Source organism: Campylobacter insulaenigrae NCTC 12927, from assembly GCF_000816185.1.
Classification (GTDB): Bacteria; Campylobacterota; Campylobacteria; order Campylobacterales; family Campylobacteraceae; genus Campylobacter_D; species Campylobacter_D insulaenigrae.
The window spans coordinates 482,711-506,283 of sequence record NZ_CP007770.1 but is presented as its reverse complement, the minus strand read 5'-3'; the positions used below and the strand labels follow the sequence as shown (position 1 = coordinate 506,283).

At 31.2% G+C, this 23,573-nt stretch carries 17 protein-coding genes, 6 tRNA genes and 2 rRNA genes; 5 read left to right on the top strand and 20 right to left on the bottom strand.

Translation table 11 applies throughout. From position 1 onward, the window contains the following. Positions 1 to 101: 101 nt before the first annotated feature. The 6 genes from CINS_RS02655 to CINS_RS02630 form a co-directional block, all read right to left on the bottom strand. Positions 102 to 3,010, bottom strand: a 23S ribosomal RNA gene (locus tag CINS_RS02655). Positions 3,011 to 3,456: 446 nt separating this feature from the next. Continuing rightward, positions 3,457 to 3,533, bottom strand: a tRNA-Ile gene (locus tag CINS_RS02650). Between the two features lie 6 nt (positions 3,534 to 3,539). Continuing rightward, positions 3,540 to 3,615 (bottom strand) — tRNA-Ala (locus CINS_RS02645). Positions 3,616 to 3,708: 93 nt separating this feature from the next. Next, positions 3,709 to 5,221 (bottom strand): 16S ribosomal RNA (locus CINS_RS02640). The 16S and 23S rRNA genes sit together here with 2 tRNA genes alongside, the layout of an rRNA operon. 604 nt (positions 5,222 to 5,825) lie before the next feature. Further along, positions 5,826 to 5,901 (bottom strand) — tRNA-Met (locus CINS_RS02635). Positions 5,902 to 5,909: 8 nt separating this feature from the next. After that, positions 5,910 to 5,984: transfer RNA gene (locus CINS_RS02630), tRNA-Gln, on the bottom strand. A gap of 102 nt (positions 5,985 to 6,086) precedes the next feature. Here CINS_RS02630 and CINS_RS02625 point away from each other — a divergent pair. Continuing rightward, positions 6,087 to 7,109, top strand: coding sequence for a bifunctional 3,4-dihydroxy-2-butanone 4-phosphate synthase/GTP cyclohydrolase II (locus tag CINS_RS02625; protein WP_039649604.1), 1,023 nt, complete (start codon positions 6,087 to 6,089; stop codon positions 7,107 to 7,109). On the opposite strand, the gene CINS_RS02620 is transcribed toward CINS_RS02625, so the two are convergent. From CINS_RS02620 to CINS_RS02605, 4 genes are all read right to left on the bottom strand, one after another. After that, entirely contained in the window at positions 7,099 to 8,052 is a 954-nt protein-coding gene (locus CINS_RS02620; protein WP_126418815.1) for an SAM-dependent methyltransferase, read from the bottom strand. The two genes, CINS_RS02625 and CINS_RS02620, sit on opposite strands and share 11 nt — an antisense overlap. Next, positions 8,052 to 8,858 (bottom strand): peptidoglycan metallopeptidase Pgp3, encoded by an 807-nt coding sequence (gene pgp3, locus CINS_RS02615; RefSeq protein WP_039649602.1) that lies wholly within the window; start codon positions 8,856 to 8,858, stop codon positions 8,052 to 8,054. The genes CINS_RS02620 and pgp3 overlap by 1 nt, the downstream gene beginning before the upstream one ends. Further along, entirely contained in the window at positions 8,855 to 10,852 is a 1,998-nt protein-coding gene (gene glyS / locus CINS_RS02610) for a glycine--tRNA ligase subunit beta (RefSeq protein ID WP_084593981.1), read from the bottom strand. Before glyS ends, pgp3 begins: the two co-directional genes overlap by 4 nt. Positions 10,853 to 11,024: 172 nt before the next feature. Next, the gene (locus CINS_RS02605) at positions 11,025 to 12,467 is read right to left on the bottom strand and encodes an alanine/glycine:cation symporter family protein (RefSeq protein WP_039649598.1); all 1,443 of its coding nucleotides are present in this window, start codon (positions 12,465 to 12,467) and stop codon (positions 11,025 to 11,027) included. A gap of 221 nt (positions 12,468 to 12,688) precedes the next feature. Between CINS_RS02605 and CINS_RS02600 the strand changes: the two genes are divergently transcribed. Continuing rightward, positions 12,689 to 13,441: an amino acid ABC transporter permease gene (locus tag CINS_RS02600; RefSeq protein ID WP_039649596.1), complete on the top strand. Its 753-nt coding sequence runs from the start codon at positions 12,689 to 12,691 to the stop codon at positions 13,439 to 13,441. Further along, the gene (locus CINS_RS02595; RefSeq protein WP_039649595.1) at positions 13,434 to 14,162 is read left to right on the top strand and encodes an amino acid ABC transporter ATP-binding protein; all 729 of its coding nucleotides are present in this window, start codon (positions 13,434 to 13,436) and stop codon (positions 14,160 to 14,162) included. The genes CINS_RS02600 and CINS_RS02595 overlap by 8 nt, the downstream gene beginning before the upstream one ends. On the opposite strand, the gene CINS_RS02590 is transcribed toward CINS_RS02595, so the two are convergent. The 4 genes from CINS_RS02590 to CINS_RS02575 form a co-directional block, all read right to left on the bottom strand. Beyond that, positions 14,163 to 14,627 (bottom strand): tRNA (cytidine(34)-2'-O)-methyltransferase, encoded by a 465-nt coding sequence (locus tag CINS_RS02590; RefSeq protein ID WP_039649592.1) that lies wholly within the window; start codon positions 14,625 to 14,627, stop codon positions 14,163 to 14,165. 15 nt (positions 14,628 to 14,642) lie between these two features. Continuing rightward, positions 14,643 to 14,719: transfer RNA gene (locus CINS_RS02585), tRNA-Arg, on the bottom strand. Between the two features lie 46 nt (positions 14,720 to 14,765). Further along, entirely contained in the window at positions 14,766 to 15,782 is a 1,017-nt protein-coding gene (locus tag CINS_RS02580) for a fla regulon two-component system sensor histidine kinase FlgS (RefSeq protein WP_039649590.1), read from the bottom strand. Between the two features lie 2 nt (positions 15,783 to 15,784). Then, positions 15,785 to 16,636: a DUF234 domain-containing protein gene (locus CINS_RS02575; protein WP_052251953.1), complete on the bottom strand. Its 852-nt coding sequence runs from the start codon at positions 16,634 to 16,636 to the stop codon at positions 15,785 to 15,787. A gap of 60 nt (positions 16,637 to 16,696) precedes the next feature. Here CINS_RS02575 and CINS_RS02570 point away from each other — a divergent pair, with 60 nt between their 5' ends. Next, a complete protein-coding gene (locus tag CINS_RS02570) occupies positions 16,697 to 17,962 on the top strand; it encodes a cysteine sulfinate desulfinase (protein ID WP_039649588.1) in 1,266 nt (421 codons plus the stop codon). On the opposite strand, the gene CINS_RS02565 is transcribed toward CINS_RS02570, so the two are convergent. The 6 genes from CINS_RS02565 to CINS_RS02540 all read right to left on the bottom strand — a co-directional run bounded on the left by CINS_RS02565 (position 17,963) and on the right by CINS_RS02540 (position 23,364). Then, positions 17,963 to 18,724, bottom strand: coding sequence for an amino acid ABC transporter, permease/substrate-binding lipoprotein (locus CINS_RS02565; RefSeq protein WP_039649586.1), 762 nt, complete (start codon positions 18,722 to 18,724; stop codon positions 17,963 to 17,965). A 167-nt stretch (positions 18,725 to 18,891) separates the two neighbouring features. Beyond that, positions 18,892 to 20,055, bottom strand: a complete 1,164-nt coding sequence (ftsW, locus tag CINS_RS02560) for a putative lipid II flippase FtsW (protein WP_039649584.1) — start codon at positions 20,053 to 20,055, stop codon at positions 18,892 to 18,894. Between the two features lie 70 nt (positions 20,056 to 20,125). Further along, a complete protein-coding gene (locus CINS_RS02555; protein WP_039649582.1) occupies positions 20,126 to 20,932 on the bottom strand; it encodes an adenylosuccinate lyase in 807 nt (268 codons plus the stop codon). A gap of 19 nt (positions 20,933 to 20,951) precedes the next feature. Then, positions 20,952 to 21,668 (bottom strand): arginyltransferase, encoded by a 717-nt coding sequence (locus tag CINS_RS02550; protein WP_039649580.1) that lies wholly within the window; start codon positions 21,666 to 21,668, stop codon positions 20,952 to 20,954. Further along, positions 21,665 to 21,928, bottom strand: a complete 264-nt coding sequence (locus CINS_RS02545; RefSeq protein WP_052251952.1) for a hypothetical protein — start codon at positions 21,926 to 21,928, stop codon at positions 21,665 to 21,667. The genes CINS_RS02550 and CINS_RS02545 overlap by 4 nt, the downstream gene beginning before the upstream one ends. After that, positions 21,925 to 23,364: an acetyl-CoA carboxylase subunit A gene (locus tag CINS_RS02540; protein WP_039649578.1), complete on the bottom strand. Its 1,440-nt coding sequence runs from the start codon at positions 23,362 to 23,364 to the stop codon at positions 21,925 to 21,927. Before CINS_RS02540 ends, CINS_RS02545 begins: the two co-directional genes overlap by 4 nt. A gap of 123 nt (positions 23,365 to 23,487) precedes the next feature. Between CINS_RS02540 and CINS_RS02535 the strand changes: the two genes are divergently transcribed. Next, positions 23,488 to 23,564, top strand: a tRNA-Arg gene (locus CINS_RS02535). Positions 23,565 to 23,573: the final 9 nt, after the last annotated feature.

Sequence of the window (23,573 nt, the reverse complement as noted above, 5' to 3'; positions counted from 1 at the left end):
ATTCTAAACTAAGAATACTTAAAAAACAATGTTAAGAGCAAGTTTAAAAAAACATTTTCTTTTAAGATTATAAAAAACCTTAACAAGGAAGTGATGCTTTATAAGATAAGCCAAACGCTCTATTAGTACTGGTCAGCTAAAAGACTTTCATCCATTACACACCCAGCCTATCAAACTAGTAGTCTTCTAGAGAGCTTAGAGAAGATTCATCTTAGAGTTGGCTTCACGCTTAGATGCTTTCAGCGTTTATCCGTTCCAAACTTAGCTACGCTGCGATGCTCTTGGCAGAACAACAGCTACACCAGTGGTTTGTTCAACCCGGTCCTCTCGTACTAGGGTCAAATCTCTTCAATCTTCTTACGCCCACGGCAGATAGGGACCGAACTGTCTCACGACGTTCTGAACCCAGCTCGCGTACCGCTTTAAATGGCGAACAGCCATACCCTTGGGACCTGCTCCAGCCCCAGGATGCGATGAGCCGACATCGAGGTGCCAAACCTCCCCGTCGATGTGAGCTCTTGGGGGAGATCAGCCTGTTATCCCCGGGGTACCTTTTATCCTTTGAGCGATGGCCCTTCCACACAGAACCACCGGATCACTAAGACCGACTTTCGTCTCTGCTTGACTTGTATGTCTTGCAGTTAAGCTGGCTTATACCTTTATACTCTACGAACGATTTCCAACCGTTCTGAGCCAACCTTTGTAAGCCTCCGTTATTATTTGGGAGGCGACCGCCCCAGTCAAACTACCCACCAGACATTGTCCCACTTGAGGATAACTCAAGCTGGTTAGCTACCCAAATAAGAAAGAGTGGTATCTCAACAACGGCTCATAATAAACTGGCGTCTATTAATCAAAGCCTCCCACCTATCCTGCACATTCTTATCCAAATAGCAGTGTCAAGCTGTAGTAAAGGTCCACGGGGTCTTTCCGTCTTGCCGCGGGTAGGAGGAATTTTCACCTCCACTACAATTTCACTGGATCCCTCTTTGAGACAGCTCCCATCTCGTTACGCCATTCATGCAGGTCGGTATTTAACCGACAAGGAATTTCGCTACCTTAGGACCGTTATAGTTACGGCCGCCGTTTACTCGGGCTTCGATCAAGAGCTTCGCTAATGCTAACCCCATCAATTAACCTTCGAGCACCGGGCAGGCGTCACACCCTATACATCCTCTTGCGAGTTAGCAGAGTGCTGTGTTTTTGGTAAACAGTCGGGAGGGACTCTTTGTTGTAAGTTTCTTCGCTTTCGGAGTAAATCCTAGTACGAAGCGAACCACACCTTATACCGAAGATACGGTGCTATTTTGCAGAGTTCCTTAAAGAGAGTTCTTCCACGCGCCTTAGAATACTCATCCCACCCACCTGTGTCGGTTTACGGTACGGGCAACATTAGCTAAACTTAGAAACTTTTCTTGGCTCGACAGCATCAGCAATTCTCCTCGCTATCCGAAGATTTTGAAGAGCCTTTCAGTTCTCGGAGTATTCTTATACGGATTTGCCTATATAAGCTCCTACAACCTTAGACTAGCACTTCCATCCGCTAGCTTGCTTAGCTCTAAGCGTCCTTCCATCGCACACTAATGTTGGTATTGGAATATTAACCAATTTGCCATCGTCTACCCCTTTCGGACTTGACTTAGGACCCGACTAACCCTACGATGACGAGCATCGCGTAGGAAACCTTGGGTTTACGGCGTTAATGATTCTCACATTAATTATCGCTACTCATGCCTGCATGCTCACTTCTATTCGCTCCAGCACTCCTTACCGGTATACCTTCGACGCAAATAGAACGCTCTCCTACCACTTAGTAAAACTAAGTCTACAGCTTCGGTACTTACTTTAGCCCCGTTATATTTTCCGCGCAAAATCACTAGACCAGTGAGCTATTACGCTTTCTTTAAAGGATGGCTGCTTCTAAGCCAACCTCCTGGTTGTTTAAGTAACTTCACATCGTTTTCCACTTAAGTAAGATTTAGGGACCTTAGCTGGTAGTCTGGGTTGTTTCCCTCTTGACGACGGATTTTATCACTCGCCGCCTGACTGCTGTGATTACACATAAGGTATTCGGAGTTTGATAGGGTTTGGTACATTGGTGTATGCCCTAGCCCATTCAGTGCTCTACCCCCTTATGTTACGACACAACGCTATACCTAAATATATTTCGGAGAGAACCAGCTATCACGAAGTTTGATTGGCCTTTCACCCCTATCCACAAGTCATCCCGGGGCTTTTCAACGCCTATGGGTTCAGTCCTCCACTAGCTCTTACACTAGCTTCAACTTGCTCATGGATAGATCACTTCGTTTCGGGTCTGCAGCATCTGACTTAATCGCCCTATTCAGACTCGCTTTCGCTACGGCTTCGCGTGTGCTTAACCTTGCCAGACACCACAACTCGCAGGCTCATTATGCAAAAGGCAGTCCATCACACTGTATTGCTACATAGTGCTCTGAATGATTGTAAGCAAATGGTTTCAGGTTCTATTTCACTCTGATCACCTCAGTTCTTTTCACCTTTCCCTCACGGTACTTGTGCACTATCGGTCTGGTAGTAGTATTTAGGGTTGGATCGTGGTCGACCCAGATTCAGACAGGATTCCTCGTGTCCCGCCCTACTCAGGATACTGCTAGCTAAAGTTTGGTTTTCGTATACGGGACTATCACCCTCTATGGCTACACTTTCCAGAGTGTTCTACTAACCTCACTTATTGCACATTGCAGTCCTACAACCCCCAGTGCAAGCACTGGGTTTGCCCTCTTGCGCTTTCGCTCGCCGCTACTGACGCAATCTCTATTGATTTCTTTTCCTGTAGGTACTAAGATGTTTCAATTCCCTACGTTCGCTCCATTTATGGTAATATATATCTCTATATATTAGGTTGCCCCATTCGGAAATCTACGGATCAAAGCTTCTTGACAGCTCCCCGTAGCTTATCGCAGTCTAGTACGTCCTTCATCGCCTTTACCAGCCAAGGCATCCACCATTCGCTCTTAATAGCTTACCTTTTATTAGATTCATTCTAAAACGCATCACTTCCTTGTTAAAGCTTTTACAATAAAACTTTACTATCTTAAGACGGAAAGCATTTAAACACTTATAAATAAATATAAGTCGTGAGTTTAAAACTTATCTTTAATAATTTAAAGAAAAGATAGTTCAGCATTATTCTTTAACAAGTCCTGTAAAATTGTTTTTATTAAAACTTGCTTGTGACTCTTAACAATAATAATTTAAATAACGTTAAATAAAAACTCTATTGAATAAGTATTTATTTATTTTAGGTCTTAAAACCTAAAATAAGTGTATATTAGAATTAAAAATAATATTTAAATAATTAAACTTAATTTTTATAGGACAACTATTAAATAAAATTCAATATCTTAACTAGATAAATATATACTTATTTTAAGTTTTAAAACTTTTATCATCATTGATAAACAAATCTTTTTATGGTGGGCCTAACAAGACTTGAACTTGTGACCTCACCCTTATCAGGGGTGCACTCTAACCAGCTGAGCTATAGGCCCTTATCATGGTGGAGAATAGCGGGATCGAACCGCTGACCTCCTGCGTGCAAAGCAGGCGCTCTCCCAGCTGAGCTAATTCCCCAAAATTAGCTTTTCATCAATCTTTGAAATCTAAACAAGGATGATTGAGTTTATATGAACTGATAGTTGTGAGACTTATCAGTTTGTACTCTAGAAAGGAGGTGATCCAACCGCAGGTTCTCCTACGGTTACCTTGTTACGACTTCACCCCAGTCGCTGATTCCACTGTGGACGGTAACTAGTTTAGTATTCCGGCTTCGAGTGAAATCAACTCCCATGGTGTGACGGGCGGTGAGTACAAGACCCGGGAACGTATTCACCGTAGCATGGCTGATCTACGATTACTAGCGATTCCGGCTTCATGCTCTCGAGTTGCAGAGAACAATCCGAACTGGGACATATTTTATAGATTTGCTCCACCTTGCGATATTGCGTCTCATTGTATATGCCATTGTAGCACGTGTGTCGCCCTGGGCATAAGGGCCATGATGACTTGACGTCGTCCACACCTTCCTCCTCCTTACGAAGGCAGTCTATTTAGAGTGCTCGGCCTAACCGTTAGCAACTAAATACGTGGGTTGCGCTCGTTGCGGGACTTAACCCAACATCTCACGACACGAGCTGACGACAGCCGTGCAGCACCTGTCTCTAAGTTCTAGCAAGCTAGCACCCTCATATCTCTATAAGGTTCTTAGGATATCAAGCCCAGGTAAGGTTCTTCGCGTATCTTCGAATTAAACCACATGCTCCACCGCTTGTGCGGGTCCCCGTCTATTCCTTTGAGTTTTAATCTTGCGACCGTACTCCCCAGGCGGTACACTTAATGCGTTAGCTGCATTACTGAGATGACTAGCATCCCAACAACTAGTGTACATCGTTTAGGGCGTGGACTACCAGGGTATCTAATCCTGTTTGCTCCCCACGCTTTCGCGCCTTAGCGTCAGTTAAGTTCCAGCAGATCGCCTTCGCAATGGGTATTCTTGGTGATATCTACGGATTTTACCCCTACACCACCAATTCCATCTGCCTCTCCCTCACTCTAGATTATCAGTTTCCCAAGCAGTTTAATGGTTGAGCCATTAGATTTCACAAGAGACTTGATAATCCGCCTACGCGCCCTTTACGCCCAGTGATTCCGAGTAACGCTTGCACCCTCCGTATTACCGCGGCTGCTGGCACGGAGTTAGCCGGTGCTTATTCCTTAGGTACCGTCAGAATTCTTCCCTAAGAAAAGGAGTTTACGCTCCGAAAAGTGTCATCCTCCACGCGGCGTTGCTGCGTCAGGGTTTCCCCCATTGCGCAATATTCCCTACTGCTGCCTCCCGTAGGAGTCTGGACCGTGTCTCAGTTCCAGTGTGACTGATCATCCTCTCAGACCAGTTAAGCGTCATAGCCTTGGTGAGCCATTACCTCACCAACTAGCTGATACTATATAGTCTCATCCTACACCGAAAAACTTTCCCTACTCAACTTATGTTAAATAGGAGTATAGAGTATTAGCAGTCGTTTCCAACTGTTGTCCTCTTGTGTAGGGCAGATTAACTATACTTTACTCACCCGTGCGCCACTAATCCACAACTAGCAAGCTAGTTGCTTCATCGTTCGACTTGCATGTATTAGGCACGCCGCCAGCGTTCACTCTGAGCCAGGATCAAACTCTCCATAAAAATATAGATAAGTTTAATCTTTTTCTTCAAAGAAAAAGTAAAATTTAAAAATTACAAAATAATGAATATTCATGTAATTTATAATTTTAATTATTAGTGATAGATTTAATCTATCTCTGGCTCAATCGATCACTTATTTAGATTTCAAAGATTGACTATAAGATTTGATTAACAATAATTAATAATTTAAAGAACAAATATAAAAATTATGATGATTTTAAATCGTAATTTTTAGAACCCTTTTTTCAAAAAAGGAAATGAAATTATAGCTATAAAAGCTTAAAGTTTAATTAACTATGTGATAGATTAATTAAGTGATAAAAATAATATAATAAAGAAATTTGACATTATGGTGTAGTTAAAAAAGAAATGGGGGGGGGAGATAAATTTATCCAAGTTATTTTATTAAATCAATTTATTGTTTTTTTTGTTTTATAGTTTGATTTTACTTCAAAGAAGTAAGTGAATAATTAATATAAGGTATACTTAGATTTTATTTTAATTTTATAGTTTGTTTGGATAAATAATTTGTATCGTTAAGTTAAATGATTAATGTGATTAATTCGTTGAATGAGAATTGGAGAGATTTTTAAGGAACACAAATTGGTTGCGAAGGGGAGATTTGAACTCCCGACCTTCGGGTTATGAGCCCGACGAGCTAACCACTGCTCTACTTCGCGACAATATATGGATGGGGTAAAGGGATTCGAACCCCTGGATGACAGGACCAAAACCTGTTGCCTTACCGCTTGGCGATACCCCAACATCAAAAATGAAGCGACATTATATATCATTTTACATTATTTGTCAAGAAAAAGTGATATAATCTCTCATTATAATAAATAATTTTTTAAGGAAAAATAATATGAATTTTATAAGTATAAAACAAGCTATCAAAGAATTACAAGATGGTAAAATGCTTGTAGTAGTTGATGCAGAAGACAGAGAAAACGAAGGAGATTTAATTTTTCCTGCACAATTTAGCACTCAAGAAAAAATAAATTTTACTATTACACATGCTAAAGGTGTACTTTGTGTGGCTTTAAGTGAAAAACTTGCCAATAAATTTAATTTACCTCTAATGGTTCCTCATAATACTTCCAATCACGAAACTGCTTTTACAATCACAGTAGATGCAAAAGATGCAACTACTGGAGTAAGTGCTTTTGAAAGAAATATGACTGTACAAATTTTTGCAAAAGATGATGCAACAGCTGAGGATTTTGTTCGCCCTGGTCATATCAATCCCTTAATTGCCAAAAAAGGTGGAGTTTTAGAGAGAACAGGACATACAGAAGGCACTGTAGATTTATGTCGTTTAGCGGGATTAAAAGAAGCATGCGTAATTTGTGAGATAGTAAAAGATGATGGAAATATGGCTAGAAGATCTGATCTGGAGGAATTTTGTAAAAAACATAATATTAATATGATTACTATTGCTGATTTAATTGAATATCGCTTAAAAAATGAAAGTCTTATCACACTCATAAAAGAAGAACAAAGTTCATTAGCTGGATTTGACACAAAAAAATTAATTTTTAAAGATCATAGAGATAATGAACATATAGTTTTTGTATTTGGAAAATTAAAAGAATGTGAAAATGTAAAATTTTACCTTAGCGGGAGTGATTTTGAACTTTTAACTTCCAATAAATTTAACGAGCTCTTAAAGCAAATTGAATTTTTAAATCAAAAAAATGGAATTATTATTTTTATGAATAATGAAAAAAAAGAAAGTTATCAATTTAAAAACTATGGAATTGGAGCACAAATTTTAAGATATTTAAATATATCAAAAATAAAATTATTGAGCGAGAATAATGACAAAGAATTTATAGCTTTAAAAGGTTTTGGGTTAGACATCATTAATAATGATTTTAAAGCTTAAACTCTAAAAATTTAAATTTATCGCCAAAGTTAAAAATTAAATTTTGACTTTGGCTAATAAAATTTCTGTAAATATTTTCATTACGTTGTTTAGCTAAATTTAGAATTTCTTCTAATCCAAAATCAATTAAAGCTTTATTTTGATTCTTAAATTCTAATATGACAAACCCTTCCTCTTTTAAAACTTTAATAAGATGTTCAAAATTTACATTGTAAGTAATATCACTTTTACCAAAAAAATCTTGTAAATTTTCTTCTAAAACATTATAAACTTGCTGATTTTTATATATTCTAGCACTAATTTTTTCTTCTTTTTTTGCATAATCAAAACAATTAAAAACAATATTTTTACAAACGTTCTTGAGTTTTTGTAAAAAATAATGATATTCTATACATAATTCAGAATTTGTAATATTATATCGATTGCATTGTTCTAATATATTTTTATCAGCTTTTTTAAAACAAATTTTATAGTTTTCATCTACATAAGCCATAGTGTCTTCTATAATAAGCTCACAAGCAAAGCAATCAAATAATTCGTTGGCATAAAAAAAAGCATTATTAAAACAACAAGTGTCAAAACTTTTATGTATTTTAATATCAAGATTATATTTAGAAAATAGTAATTTTTGATTAGTTCGTAAGTTTTCATGAGGTTCTATAATATGAAATTGAATTTTGTTTAATATTGTGGGTCTTAATGTATATAAAGCCTGTAAAAAGTCAAACGCCAAATAGCCTTTATTGGCACCAATTTCAACAATATCAACAGGTAAAGATATAACTTTGCCATCAACAAGTTTTAAAAAATGGTTTGCAAGTAAAACACCAAATAAATTTCCTACACTTACTGCTGTATAAAAATCTCCTCGTTTTCCAATCTCTACAGATTGAGCATAATAAGTCTCACTCCAATTTTTAAAAAACTGACTAAAAGTAATCATTAAAGTTTATTAAATTTAATAATAAAATCAAGCGGATCAACCTGAATACCATTTACCACAACACCAAAATGCAAATGCGGGCCAGTCACTCGACCACTTGCCCCACTCAAACCTATAATTTCTCCTTTATTAATTTTCTGACCTTCTCGCACAAAAAGCTCAGATAAGTGGTAATATTGCGAATAAATGCCATAACCATGATCAACTACAACAGACCAACCAGCATAATATCTATTTGATGCAATTTTAACTATGCCACTGTTACTTGCTTGAATTTGAGTCCCAATATTTGCTCTAAAATCAGTCCCACTATGATAACTTTTTAAAGTATTATTAAAGATTCTTGCTTTACCAAAATCACTAGTAATTTTACTCGTTAAAGGATAAATAAATTTGCCATCAAAAAAAAATTTATCTGTATAAAAATTATAAATTTTCGTCGCTTCTTGATATTCTCTTTCTATACGATTTAATACCTCTTTTGGTGGATTCACTTTAGAAGCGTTAACTTTTAATGTTTCTTTTTTATAAAATCCATCAGTAGCTTTGATATAGAATTTCTCTTTATGATTATCTTTAAACTCTACTAATACTTCCATATCTTTTTGGTTTTTATAAGGCATAGCAATACTAACTACAACCTTATCATCGTAAACAAAATGCGAAATTGATTTATTTTTAGAATAAAATTTAAAAAAATCGCTCTTATTAAAATCTAAAAACAAAACTTGTCCTTTAACAAGCTCAATTTCTTTTGCATCAAGAACATAAATTAAAAAAAATAAAAATAAAAAAACTTTTTTCATAAACTAATTTCTTTTATGTCCGCTATATTAAGAAATTCTTTATATATTGCATATACCATAGCTTGACGATTTATTTTAATTTCGTCATTTTTATCATTAATCATAACATTATCAAAAAATGCGTCAATTTGAGGTTTTAAGGCAAAAAGACTTTTTAAATATATTTCAATTTCATTTTGATTTTGCTTGCAAAGAGTAAATGCTCGATAAAGATTTTTTTCTTCTTGAGTATTAAATAATTTCTCTTTTACTTCGGTATTGCTGATAATAACAATATTTGCAAGACGCTTAAAAGTAGAAAAATTCTTATCAAAATCACCACTATCAACAATATTCATCAAAGCCTTTACAGAAGAATCAATATGCAAAATGTCATAATTTTTAGAATTTAATACTGCTTTAATAAAAGATGCATTAATGTCATAAAATGTGTACAAACGCTCCAAAATAAATTCGAGTAAAATTTTACAATCAAAATTTTTATATTTAAAAGTAATATCTTTTAAAAATTCTTCAATATTAAATCTTTTTCCCAAATTTAAAATAATTTTTAACACACCATTTGCAGCCCTCCGCAAAGCATAAGGATCTTTATTCCCATTAGGAATTTTTCCCATGGCAAATAATCCTACCAATGTATCAAATTTATTTGCCAACGCAACTATAGATGAAAATTCATTACTTGGAAGATTAGAATTATCTCCATTAGGTAAATATTGTTCTTTAATAGCAAGGCAAACCTCATCGCTCATTCCCATCGCCTTTGCATAATATGAACCCATAATTCCTTGAAGATTGGTAAATTCATACACCATTTGAGTACTAAGATCTGCTTTAGAATATTCTATTGCTTGCATAATTTTATCTTTATTAGAATTACCTAGCATCTGGCATAACTTTATCGCTATATCTTTCTCACGCTCAATTTTATCTTTTAATGTTCCAAGACCATCTAAATATAGCATCTGACTAATTTTTTCATTATGTAATCCGTGAGTTAAGTCATTTTTCCAAAAAAACATTGCATCACTTAATCTAGCTTTTAAAACTTTTTCATTTCCATGAATAATTTTAGAATAGCTATCACAAACAGCATTTGACACTACAACAAAATTATTACTTAAAATCTTGTTTTTCAATACTGCAAAGTAGCGCTGATTTTCTCTCATTGAAGTAACAATTACTTCGCTTGGAATTTCTAAATATTCCTTGTCAAAATGTCCCAACAATGCTTTTGGATATTCTGTTATAGCAACAACTTCAGCTAACAATTCTTCATCTTCTACGATGCTTATATTATTTTCTTTCTCAAGATTTTGCAATTGCTCTATGATATTTTGTCTTCTTATATTTTGATCTAAAATCACATAATTTTTTTCTAAAGTCGTAAAATATTCATCAATATTGTTAAATGGAACTAAGTTATAAGTAATACTCCTATGAACAAAAGTGCTTTTATCACTTTTGACACCATACGCTTCAAAACTCACTAACCTATCATCTAAAATACAACACAATGAACGAATTGCTCTAATGAATTCAAATTCACCATTACCCCATCTCATAGTTTTACCAAAATTTAAACTCTTAAGAAATTCCTCTATCATCTTAGGTAAGACTTCTTCACTATTTAAACCTTGTACTTTTTTTTGACAATATAAAACCTCTTTGCCTTTTATTTCTTTAATTTCTATTTCGTTTTCTTTCAAATCTGATTTTTTTAAAAAACTTAATCCTGCCTGTGTCAATTTACCATCTTTGTAGGCTATGTGTTTTGGAGCGCCGATGAATTCTACAAAAAAATCATCTTGTTTTGCGTGAAAATATTCATGCAAAAAAACTAATCTTCTTGGAGTATAATAAAATTTAAAATTTGAATTTAAATGATATTTATCAAGGATAGTTTGCCATTTACTTTGAATACATGGCAACTCTTTCAACAAAGGTATTGCAGGTAGCTCTTCAACACCTATTTCAATTAACATTTTCATTATTTACTCTTTGATTTATAATTTTTGTAATTATTCTACCGATTTTTTCTGAATTTTTCTTTCTTTTTATTTTTTTCTTCTCTCATTTTTGATTTTTCTTGCATTTGTCTGTTAAAACCAAATACAAGAAAAATCATAAAAAACACAAAAAGAGTAATTATAATATAATCAATCATTAATCCCAACACTCTGCATTTTTAATTCCAAGCTTTGATGCACTAAAAACAGGATCTTTTCCTTGTTTTTTTTGCGTACTAAAATCTTCTAAAACTTTCTTTACTATCTTACCAAGTAATAAAATTGATACAATATTAATTGTTGCCATAAACGCCATAGTTGCATCAGCTAAATTCCAAGCAAATTGTAAGTCCATATTTGCTCCAATAAATATCATAAGAACTGCACTAAACTTAAATATATTAATTATAATAGGATTTTGAGTAAGATATTTAATATTTGCTTGTGCATAATAATAATTACCAATCAACGAAGTAACAGCAAATAAAACTATACTTATAGTAGTAAAATGCACTCCTAAATTTCCATAATATTCTCTCATAGTTTCTTGCACTAAAGGCAAAGCAGTTAAGATAGGCTTACCGTCAAGACCAATATTATTAGCATAAGCCAAGGAAAATAAAACCAAAAATCCTGAACTAGTACAAATAATTACATCGATTAAAACAGAAAAAGCCTGAATAGCACCTTGTTTTGCTGGATGTGTTGTAAATGCTGCTGCTGCTGCATTTGGAGCAGAACCCATACCAGCCTCATTTGAAAACAACCCTCTTTTTATACCAATAACCAAAGCTGAACCTGCAAAGCCACCAAAAATTGCCTCAAAATCAAATGCACTTTTGAAAATCATAGATATTACTTCAGGAATTTTCTCATAATGCATAATCATAGCAATAATAGCCAATCCTATATAAATCATAGCCATAACAGGTACTATAATTGAACTGGCTTTACCGATTTTTGTATGATCTCCAAAGAACATAAAAGCAGCAAATAAAGCTAAAATTCCGCCAATAATAATAGGCCACCAACTTTGTGCAAAACTTATTTCTGTGCTATTAATCATTGCTTTGTAATAAAATTCAAAAGCAGAAGTCATAGTTTGGCTTTGAAGTCCGTTAAAACCATAAGCATAAGTAATGATTAAAATCACTGCAAAAATTGCACCGAGCCATTTTAAATTTAAAGCTTTACTAATATAATATGCCGGACCTCCTTTAAAACCTTTTCCATCACGACTTTTATAAACTTGCGCTAAAGTACTTTCAGCAAAAGCAGACGCTCCGCCGAAAAATGCCATAACCCACATCCAAAACAAAGCTCCAGGACCACCTAAAACTATAGCCACAGCAATACCTGCTATATTTCCTATACCAACTCTTGAAGCTGTTGATATCATTAAAGCTTGAAAAGGGGAAATATGATGTTTTTCTCTTTCTTCTTGTTTTTCAGTTAAAAGATCAAATACATAAGGCAACATACGAAATTGCACAAAACCTGTTATATAACTATAATAAAATCCGGTAACAACAAGCAACAAAACCAAAATAGAATAATATCTATCATTAATAAGATCAACAATTAAGGATACAAAATCCATACTTTTCCTTTTTATAAATTACAACATAAATAAATTTAGCATAAAAAAATGAATTTCTTATAAAAAAATATAATTTTATTTTATTTTTATTTTTATTTTTATAGCTTTATAAATTTTTAATTGAAAATTTTACATATCATATTTTTTTAAGAAAAAAGAAAACTTTATTTGTATAAACTTGTAATTTTTTAAATTTTTAATACAAAAAAGAGGGTTGCAAATTGAAGCAAAATACAGCAAAACTATTTGTATTTTTCAGTATAGTTATATTTTGGGCTTATTTTTCTTTTCCTATTGAAATCTTACAAATTAAAGATCACAATGGTATTCCCACTGGAGAATTAGCTTATACAATAGAGGCAAAAGCTTATGTAAAAAGTTATTTTGTAACCTTAGGTTTGACATTAGGTGGAATTGTCATAGGCATAATACTTGGATTTTTTATAGCTTTTTTGAGATTTTTGGAAATTGAAAGTTTAAATTTTATTATAGATGAATATATAGATATCATACGTGGTACACCTATACTTTTACAACTACTTATATTTTCCGTAGTTATATTTGCAACATGGAGTGATAATTTTTACGTCGCCATTATAGCGCTTGGTCTAAACAGCTCTGCTTATGTTGCTGAAATCGTAAGAAGTGGAATTCAAAGTATTGACAAAGGCCAAATGGAAGCGGCAAGATCTATGGGACTTAGCTATTCAACTTCTATGAGAATGATAATTTTTCCACAAGCTATAAAAAATATTTTACCTTCTTTAATGAACGAATTTATTTCCCTATTTAAAGAAACTTCCATAGTAGGATACATAAGTGTTATGGATGTTACCATGCAAAGTAAAAGTCTACAAGCAGTTTATTATAATCCCAAACCCATTATTTTTACAGGCCTTGTATATTATATAAGCGTAAAAATTTTTACGCTTTTTGCAAGAATTATAGAAGAAAGACTTAATAAACATGATTAAAATAGAAAATTTAGTTAAAAAATATGGGAGTTTAGAGGTATTAAAAAATATAAGTACCACAGTAAATAAAGGAGACATTATAGCTATCATAGGACCAAGTGGTAGCGGTAAGAGCACCTTTTTACGCTGCTTAAATAAATTAGAAACTCCTGATAGCGGTAATATTTATATTAACAATATCAATATACTAGATAAAAAAGTAGATATTAATAAAATTCGTCAAAAAGTTAGCATGGTATTTCAACACTTTAATCTTTTTAATAATAAAAATATTTTAGAAAATCTATGTTTAGCTCCTATACAAACAAAGATATTAGATAAAGAAGAAGCGGTTACAAAAGCTAAAATTCTATTAAATAAAGTAGGATTAAGTGACAAAGAGAGTTATTTTCCTCATAATCTCTCAGGTGGCCAAAAACAACGCATTGCCATAGCGAGATCTTTAATGATGAATCCTGATATTATTTTATTTGATGAACCAACTTCAGCATTGGATCCTGAAATGATTGGTGAAGTTCTCAACATTATGAAAGAAGTGGCCAAAGAAGGTTTAACTATGCTTGTAGTAACACACGAAATGGGTTTTGCAAAAAATGTAGCTAATAGATTATTCTTTATGGATAAGGGCGTTATAGCAACGGATGAAAATCCCAAAATAGCATTTGAAAATCCAAAAAACGAGCGTTTAAAAGAATTTTTAAATAAAGTTTTAAATCATTGATTATTTTTTAAAAGAATTAAAATTCTGTCTTAAAGCCTCATAAGCGATAATACCTACACTTGTAGCCAAATTCAGACTTCTACCACAATCTTTCATAGGTATATTAATAGTATTTTGCCATTTTGTTTGCATAAGTTCCACTGGTAATCCAAAACTTTCACTGCCAAAAAATAGAAAGTCTCCTTTTTGAAATTTTACATCAAAATAAGCTTGGTTCGTTTTAGTAGTAGCAAAAAAAAATCTATCCTGAAATTTTTGATTTTCTTGCAAAAAACTATTCAAATTATGCCACAATATAGGATTTAGTTTTTTCCAATAATCAAGTCCTGCTCTTTTAACAGCCTTCTCATCTATATCAAATAGAGGATTAATAATGTGCAAACTAAATCCCGCGTTATAACACATTCTACCTATACTACCTGTATTTTGAGGAATACGAGGTTCAACTAAAACTATATGAAACATATTTTTCCTTAAATATGGTGTCCCTAGCAAGATTTGAACTTGCGGCCTCAGAATTAGGAATTCTGCGCTCTATCCAGCTGAGCTATAAGGACAAAAAGGAAAATTATATTTAGTTAAACTAAAATTTATCTTATTAATTTAAGCATTAAGCTCAATATAAAAACATTTAGGATTATCTTCAAATCCTAACACACCATTGTGTGCCTCTATAATTTGTTTAGATAAAGAAAGCCCTAATCCGTTACCTTTTAATTTTGTGGTTTTAAACGCCTCAAAAACCATTTTCTTATCTTTTATAGCTATACCATTATCATATACTTTTATAAAAATTTTATCTTCTCTTTTGATACAAATAATTTTAATTTCACCATTTTCTTCTTCAATTTCTTCAATCGCATCAATAGCATTATAGATTAAATTTTGCAAAACTAAAGCTAACAAAGCCTTATCAGCATAAATTACAAAATCAATAAAATCAAATATAAAATTAATATTTATCAAATAATTATAAGAATTAATAGCTTGCTCACATTCTTCTTGAAGTTCTTTAATGTTAAAGTGACTTAAATTAACATGGACTCCTTTAGTAAAAAGCAGTGTTGAATTAACGATACGCTCTACTCTAGAAATAGCCTTTTGAATTTCTAAAACAATATGTTTATTTTTAAGCTCACTTCTATCAAATAAAGTAGAACTTAAAAGAGAGATCGAGCCTATAGGATTTCTAATTTCATGTGCTAAATGCGCTGCAACTATCCCCATACTAGCAAGTCTTTCATTTCTTTTTTCATCACTAATATCTGTGGCACTAATTATAAGCTTATCAGCATGTGAAGTAACTTTAACAAGATAAAATTTATGTTCAAATTCTAATTCGTAATGTGATTTTTGAAAATCGATACATTCTAAAAGCTCAGGTTGTTGCTTTGCTAAATTATTTTGCAATGTAATATTTTTATTAGTGTCTAGAACCCATAAGGCCATAGGTAAAACTTCTATAATTTCGTTTATAGTATGTATAAGCGCACTATAATTTTCATTTAGTTGATTGTATGCATTTTCCACTACATAAGTTTGTTCGATTAAAAGCTTAAGTCCTCGTTGCAAATCTTCTTTTTCATTAGAGTCTAAGCTTTTTAAAATATTTTCGTCCATTATTAATCCTCAATTAAAAAAACAAAATCTTCTAATGTGTATAAAAGCAAATTACGCTCCTTATTTAAAATAATTTCTTTACTAAAGCCAATTTTTGAAAAAAGTACAAATAAGTTAGGATTAACATTCATTTTTTTTGCTTTATTCTTTAAAATATTTAAAACATTTTTGCAAATTTTTCTATCTTTAAATTTAGCTTCACCTATAACACAAAAATTGTTATCATTATAATAAATATCTATTTCGCAATAATAATTCCAAAAACTAAAAATTTGATTTAATTTTAATTTTTTTGCTAGAAATTCTTTACATAAAAGTTCAAAAGTAAAACTTTGATATTTTTCTAAATTTAACTTAATAATATCCATAAGTTCTTCATGTTTATTATTAGCTATGAGGTTTAAGTTAGGATAAATAAAATAAAAGAAAAATCTTACCCCTTGATTTTTAAAAAACACTTTGTCCTGAATACTATATCCTCTAAGTTCTTTTTTGATTTTTTGCCTTTTACTTTTAACTAATGGTTTTTCTTGACTTTTTTCTAAGATTAAGATCTTTTTGTCTAGAAGATTATTGACTATACCTAAAGCCTTAAAGTGAGGTATGAATTTATTTATAGAATACCTTTTTCTATCATTTCGACTTAATATATGAAGAGCTTTTAAAGAATTATCATTCAATCTTAGATTTTTTAAGAAACAATCACTTTTTTTGATATAAATTTCTAAAATATTACAGTATAAATCTTTTTCACAATCAAAGTCAACTTCATCAAAAACGCTATAAAAATCAAATTTTTGTTCAATATTAAAATGACAACATTTTTTTGCAAAATCATTAAATTTTATTATCATATCCTTAAGTTTTAAGTTATTACTATGTTATAATTTTAACAAATTTTTAGAGGAAAATTATTGGATATTGAAAAATTAAAAAAAGATATTATTTTAAAAAAAAATACATACTATTTTGATTTTACTGCAAGTGCATTAGCTTTAAAAAGTATAGAAAAGGAAATCAAAAAATATCTTAAAACCTATGCCAATACACATTCAGATAGTTCTTTAAATTCTTTCATTACACAGCAACATTATGAAAATGCAAGAGAAAATCTAAAAAAATACCTATTACTTGATGAAAGTTTTGCATTAATTAGTTGCGGTAGCGGTTCTTCAGCGGCTATAAAAAAATTTCAAGAATTATTAGGGCTATATATACCTCCTCGTGTAAAAGAAATCTATTTTCAAAATATAAATAAAAACACCTTACCCTTGGTTATAGTAGGTCCTTATGAGCATCATTCAAATGAATTATCTTTTAGGGAAGCCTTATGTGAATGCATTCGTGTTCCTCTAACCTCTAATGGAGAAATCGATTTTGTTTTTTTAGAAAATTTACTTAAAACTTCTAAAGGAAGGCAAATAATAGCAAGTTTCAATGCAGCTTCTAATGTGACTGGTGTTATTAGTGATTATAAAAAAATTTATACTTTAATAAAACACTATAAGGGAATTGTGGCATTTGATGTTTCAACTCTAGCTCCATATGCGAATTTAGATCCTAAATTTTATGATGCAATTTTCATTAGTGGACATAAGCTACTTGGGGGAGTTGGATCTTGTGGATTATTAGTGATTAAAAAAAATCTATGTGGACAGACGCCAAGTTTTGCTGCAGGTGGGACAGTTGGTTATGTTTCTAGAAGCTCACAAGAATATCTTTGTAAAATTGAAAATTTAGAAGAAGGTGGAACTCCTGGAATTATACAATTAATTAGAGCAAGCCTTGCATTTAAAGTGCGTCAAGACATTGGAATTGATTTTATCAAACAAAAAGAGAAACAACTATGTAATTATTTTTTTGAAAAAACAAAAGATTTTCCAGATATGATTTTATATGCTAAAAATCTTACAAATAGATTACCAATTTTTGCTTTTAATATTCAAGAAATTTCTCCATTTGATTTAGCTTATAAACTAAGCAAAACTTACAAGATAGAAACAAGAGCTGGTTGTGCATGCGCCGGACCTTATGGCCACGACCTACTAAATTTAAAAGATAATCAAGTATTAAAATATAAACCAGGTTGGTTAAGAGTTGGATTTCATTATGTACACGACAAGGAAGACATAGACTATTTTATCAAAGCCTTGAAACTAAGTATCAAGGCTTTAAAATAATTATTGCAAATCGTATTTTTCTACAATTTTTTGATAAGTACCATCAGATTTAATTTTTTCTAAAGCTGTGTTAATTTTTTGAATAAGTTCAGCATTTTGACCTTTATCAAAAGCTATACAAAATCCTGAACTTCCATCATCTTCTTCTAAAAAAGCCTCAAGTTCATCATTAGTTTTTAGATATCCTTTACCTATATCCTTATCTGTCAAAACTGCATCAACTTTTCCAGCCTTTAAAGCCAATATAGCAGCCAACATCTCTTCACTCGCTACTACCTGAGAATTAGGTATCATCTTAGCAGCATTTTCTTGAATTGTACCAAGCTGTACACCTATTTTTTTACCTTCTAAACTTTCTTTATTACTAAGGCTAGAATCTATTTTCAACTTTAAATATAAATTTTTAGTATTAAAATATGTATTGCTAAAATCCATACTACTAAGTCTTTGTGGTGTAGAGCTCATAGCAGAAGCTATCATATCAATTTTGCCAGATTTTAACGCAGGAATTAGACCATCAAAGCTCATATTTACCCATTCAAGTTTAAAGTTTTCTCTTTTTGCTATTTCTTCTAACAAATCAACATCAAAACCAGTTATTTGTGTATCTTTTACAAAATCAAAAGGAGGATAATTAGCCGCAATACCTACCTTATAAACCTTTTCACTAGCCATATTATTAGCTTGATTTTTATCATCTGAGCAAGCACCTAAAACCAAAATACCAAATAACGCTAACATAGCATATAAAATTTTTTTCATTTCTTATCCTTCAATTATTAAATTTAAATTAAAAAAATTATAATATACCACAACGCCTATATTTATCCATAATATCTCCCTTGTTCAATAAATTAAATTAATTATAGCAAAAAAACATCTTTTGTAAGTAAAAAATATTATTTAGAATAGTTTTTATAATTTATATTTTAAATTTTTACTTTTTTGCTAATCATCAAAACATAACCTATGCCAAGGCAAATTGACCACATAGAACTACCTCCATAGCTTAAAAGTGGAACAGCAACGCCTTTTAATGGAGTAAGAGAAATAATTCCAAAAGCATTCATAAAAAATGAAAATAATAGCAACAAAGCAACTCCTGAACAAAATAAAAAATGCATTTTATTTTCACATCTTCCAGCTATCCTAAATATTCTAAGTATAACAAGTAAATAAATAAAACAAATTATAGCCAGCCCCAATAGTCCAATTTCTTCTGTTATTCCAGATAAAACAAAATCTGTATGAACTTCACTTAAAAATCCTAATTTAAAAGTACCAAGCCCCAAACCTTCTCCAAAAATTCCACCATGTGCAATAGCGTTTAGGCTATGAGAAATTTGATAAGGTTCAGAACCATGAACCACTCTTAAATTGTTTGCTATCCAATCTGGAAATAAAGGTAAAAATGCATCTTGTATATTACCCCACCATGCTGTAATACGTTGAATTCTTCTTTGGTTATTTAAGATTACCAAAATTCCTATCATTCCAACTACTACAATACCAAAAGCAAAAAGTCTCTTACTAGCTCCTGCAAAAAATGCCAAAGCAAAAACTAAAAAAAACGAAATCGCACTTTGACCCAAATCGTTTTGTGTAATATAAATATAACCAATCACAATACTTGCTAATATCAAATATGGAGTTAAGATTAAAATTTCATGCTTAATAGCTTTTTTGCTATCATCAATTCTTCTAGTATAAGACCAAGCAAGAAAATATATCAAACCTATTTTAAAAAATTCAACAGGAGAAATAGACAAAGGTCCAAGCCTAATCCATCTTTTGGCACCTCCTGCTGCAGTAGCTAAGAAAGTAGGTAAGAAAGGCAAAATAATAATACATAAAAAAGAAATTATTAAAATCGTTGTCATTAAATATTTAGATTGTTTACTATCTGGATTAAGTCGCGAAACAAAATAAATTATACCAATACCACTAAGTCCAAAAAAAAGCTGTCTAATAAAAAAATGAAATTCATTATATTCTAAATAAAGGACAGTAAAGGCACTGAGAGAATAAGAAAAAAGTATTCCTATGGTAATTAAAATACAGCTTAAAAAAAATAATTTTCTATCGGCAATCAAAAACTTTATCCTATTTTTTTATAAGAGACTAATTGTAATCAATTACAACTTAAAAGGATGTTATTTTATATTAACTATTATTTTTATATAAAGACTTTAAACTTTCATAGGCAAGTTGAATTTTTTCAAATTCTTCTCTACAATAAGCTTGTTCTATTTTACTTTTTCCTTGATGGCGATCAGGATGATAAATTTTAACTAAATTTAAATAATTCTGTCTTATAGTCGCAAAATCATCGTTATTATTACAACCTAAAGTTTGAAAATAATTTTCAAAAAGTTTGGCAAGAGCATTAAATTTCCAGTTTGTATTAGTTTTATTTTTCATTTTATTTCTAAACTCTAAAAGTTGTGTTTCATTGATGGTAAAATCAACACAATATTTTAAATGCTCGTTAACACTAGCTAAAATTTCCAATAAATTTAGAGTCGTATCATCTTTATAATCGACAGAAAAAATACAATTTTTTTCATCATAAGAGCTCTTATGATTTTTAAAATACTGTTCTAAATACACAGCAAAAATCTTTTCATTAGAACTTAAAGTAATCAAAATACTTCTTTGAGCAAAACCAATTTTAGCAAAAATAACTGGTTTTAATGTATTTGCTTGAGCTAAATTTAATTTAAACGTTTTATAATGAGCAAATGCAAGATTATCTATATCATTTCCCGTATCTTTTTTGTATTTATGATTTACAAGTTTCAAAAAATATCTTCTTTGAGGAATTTCATTCTCTACAAAAAAAGATAAAGTTTTATTTTTATTTCCTATGACTTTTGAAAAATTTTTACGGATAAGATCTTGAAAATATCTAAACATTAAAAAATCATCAGTATTAAGACTAACTGATTCTAAAGTTTGAACAACTTGCATAAAATCCTCTCGATAAAAATTAACACCATAAAAACGCTTGTTCATTTAAAGCACTAGTGTATTCTAAAATTTCATTTGGACTATAATCGGCTTTATATGATAAAGATTGACACTTTTTTACAAAATATCCTAGATAGATATATTTTAAATTTTTAAGTTGAGCAAGTTTAATTTCTGTCAAAAGAGAATATTTTCCAAGACTTAAATGAGAAAAATCAGGATCATAAAAACAATAAATACTCGAAATTCCATCATTTAAAATATCTATCAAATCTACACAGACTAATTTATTATCAACATAAAAATCAAGCTCATATCCGAAATTTCTGGCATTATCTACATATAAATTATAATATTTTCTAAAATTTAAATTATAAATTTTCCATAATTTTTTATCTCTTTGGTGGTGATGATATTTTTCATAAAGTAATAAATGCTCATCACTCAAAGAAGGTTTTTGTAAAATAATTTTAGTAGCAATATTTTTTTTTAAAACCCTACGATAATTTCTACTAAAATGAAAATTTTGAGTTACTATTCTTAAATTTTGACATTCATTACAATCTTTACAAATAGGTCTTGAAAAATATGATCCAAAACGTCTCCATCCTCGTGAAACTAATTCTTGATTTTGTTCTTTTGTAATCAAAGGAACATAATTATATTCATTTCTACACATTTTTTCATTAAGATATGGACACTCTTCTTCTAAAGTGCAAAAGCCTATATTATTCATTTTATTTTTTTAATATCACTATTTTTTACAAAATCCATAAATTCATTTGCAAGACGCTCTTCTTTTAAAAAAATATCTTCAAATTCTTTTTTTTGTTTATTTTCTTCATTTTTTAAGGATAATTCTTTTTGCATCAAATTTAAATCAGATTTCTTTATACTAGCCCCATTAGCACTAAATTTATTTTTATTTTTCTTTATATTGATTTCTTTTTGCAACTCTTTTTTAATACCTTTTAATTCTTCCAAAAAATTCATCATTCCCTACTTTCTTTTAACTTTTGTAAAGTTGCAGCAATAGCGGCTATTATTTCTTCTTTATTTTCTTGATGTCTATCTTCAGTTTTTTCTAAAAGCTCTTCTATATGAGTTTCTATAAACGAAGTATCAAAATACCCTCTTCTAAATTCTCGAATTTTGGTAATAGCTATTAAAAATGGTACAGTAGTTCTAATGTCATCAATTACAAATTCTTTCAAAGCTCTTTCAAGTCTATTTAACGCACTATCATAACTTGAACCTTTTACAATTAATTTTGCTAATAAAGAATCATAATAAGGAGGAACAACATAACCTTTATATAAATGACTATCAACTCTTACTGAAGGACCTAAAGCTGGAAAATACTCAGTAATTTTACCTGGACTTGGAATAAAATTTTTCCATACATTTTCAGCTGTAATTCTAGCTTCAATAGCAAAACCTCTTGGTTTAATATCACTTTGTTCTAAATCTAAAATTTCACCATTTGCTATGCGAATTTGTCTTGTTACAAGATCAATTCCTGTAATTTCTTCTGTAATTGGATGCTCTACTTGAATTCTTGTGTTCATTTCCATAAAATAAAATTTATTATAATCATCAAGCAAAAACTCTACAGTCCCAACATTAGTGTATCCAACAGCCTTAGCTGCAGCAACAGCCGTTACACCTATGGTTTTTCTCAATTTTTCAGAAATACTTGGACAAGGAGCTATTTCTATAATTTTTTGATGTCTTCTTTGTATAGAACAATCTCTTTCACAAAGATGAATAATATTTCCATAATTATCAGCCAAAATCTGAAATTCAATATGCCTTGGATTAATAACATATTTTTCCATAAAAACTTCATCATTTTTAAAAAAACTAAGTGCTTCTCTTTTGCATGCATCAAAAGCTTTTTCTAAATCTTCTTCCCTGTGGACTACTCGAATACCTCTACCGCCACCTCCACCACTTGCTTTTAAAATAACAGGATAACCTATTTTTAAAGCTTGAAGTTTAATTTCTTCTAAAGTGCAATGATTTAATTTTTCAGTACCAGGAACTATAGGAATTCCATTTTTTTTCATTAAGTATCTTGCAATATTTTTATTTCCCATTTTACGAATTACATCAGATTTTGGTCCTATAAAAATAATACCCGCATCTTCACATTCTTTAGCAAATTCATAATTTTCACTCAAAAAACCATAGCCAGGATGGATAGCATCTGCACCACATGCTTTCGCAATCTCAACTATCCTTTGAGCATCTAAATATCCTCGTATAGGATCAGTGCCAATTCTATAAGCTTCATCCGCCACTTTAACATGTAAACATTCATAGTCAGGCTCAGTATAAACAGCTACGCTCTTTATATGTAAATCTCTACAAGCACGTATTACTCTAACCGCTATTTCACCTCTATTAGCTATTAAAATTTTATGAATCATATTTTTACCTTATAAAGTTAGCTATTTTTTGAAAAGATTAACATAAAAATATAAAATTTTCATAAAACATCTCATTTTTGCTAAGTTTAAGATTTTTTTGATAGAATTTTGGCTTAATTTTATGCGCCCATAGCTCAGCTGGATAGAGCATTTGATTGCGGTTCAAAAGGTCAGAGGTTCGAATCCTCTTGGGCGTACCATATTTTATG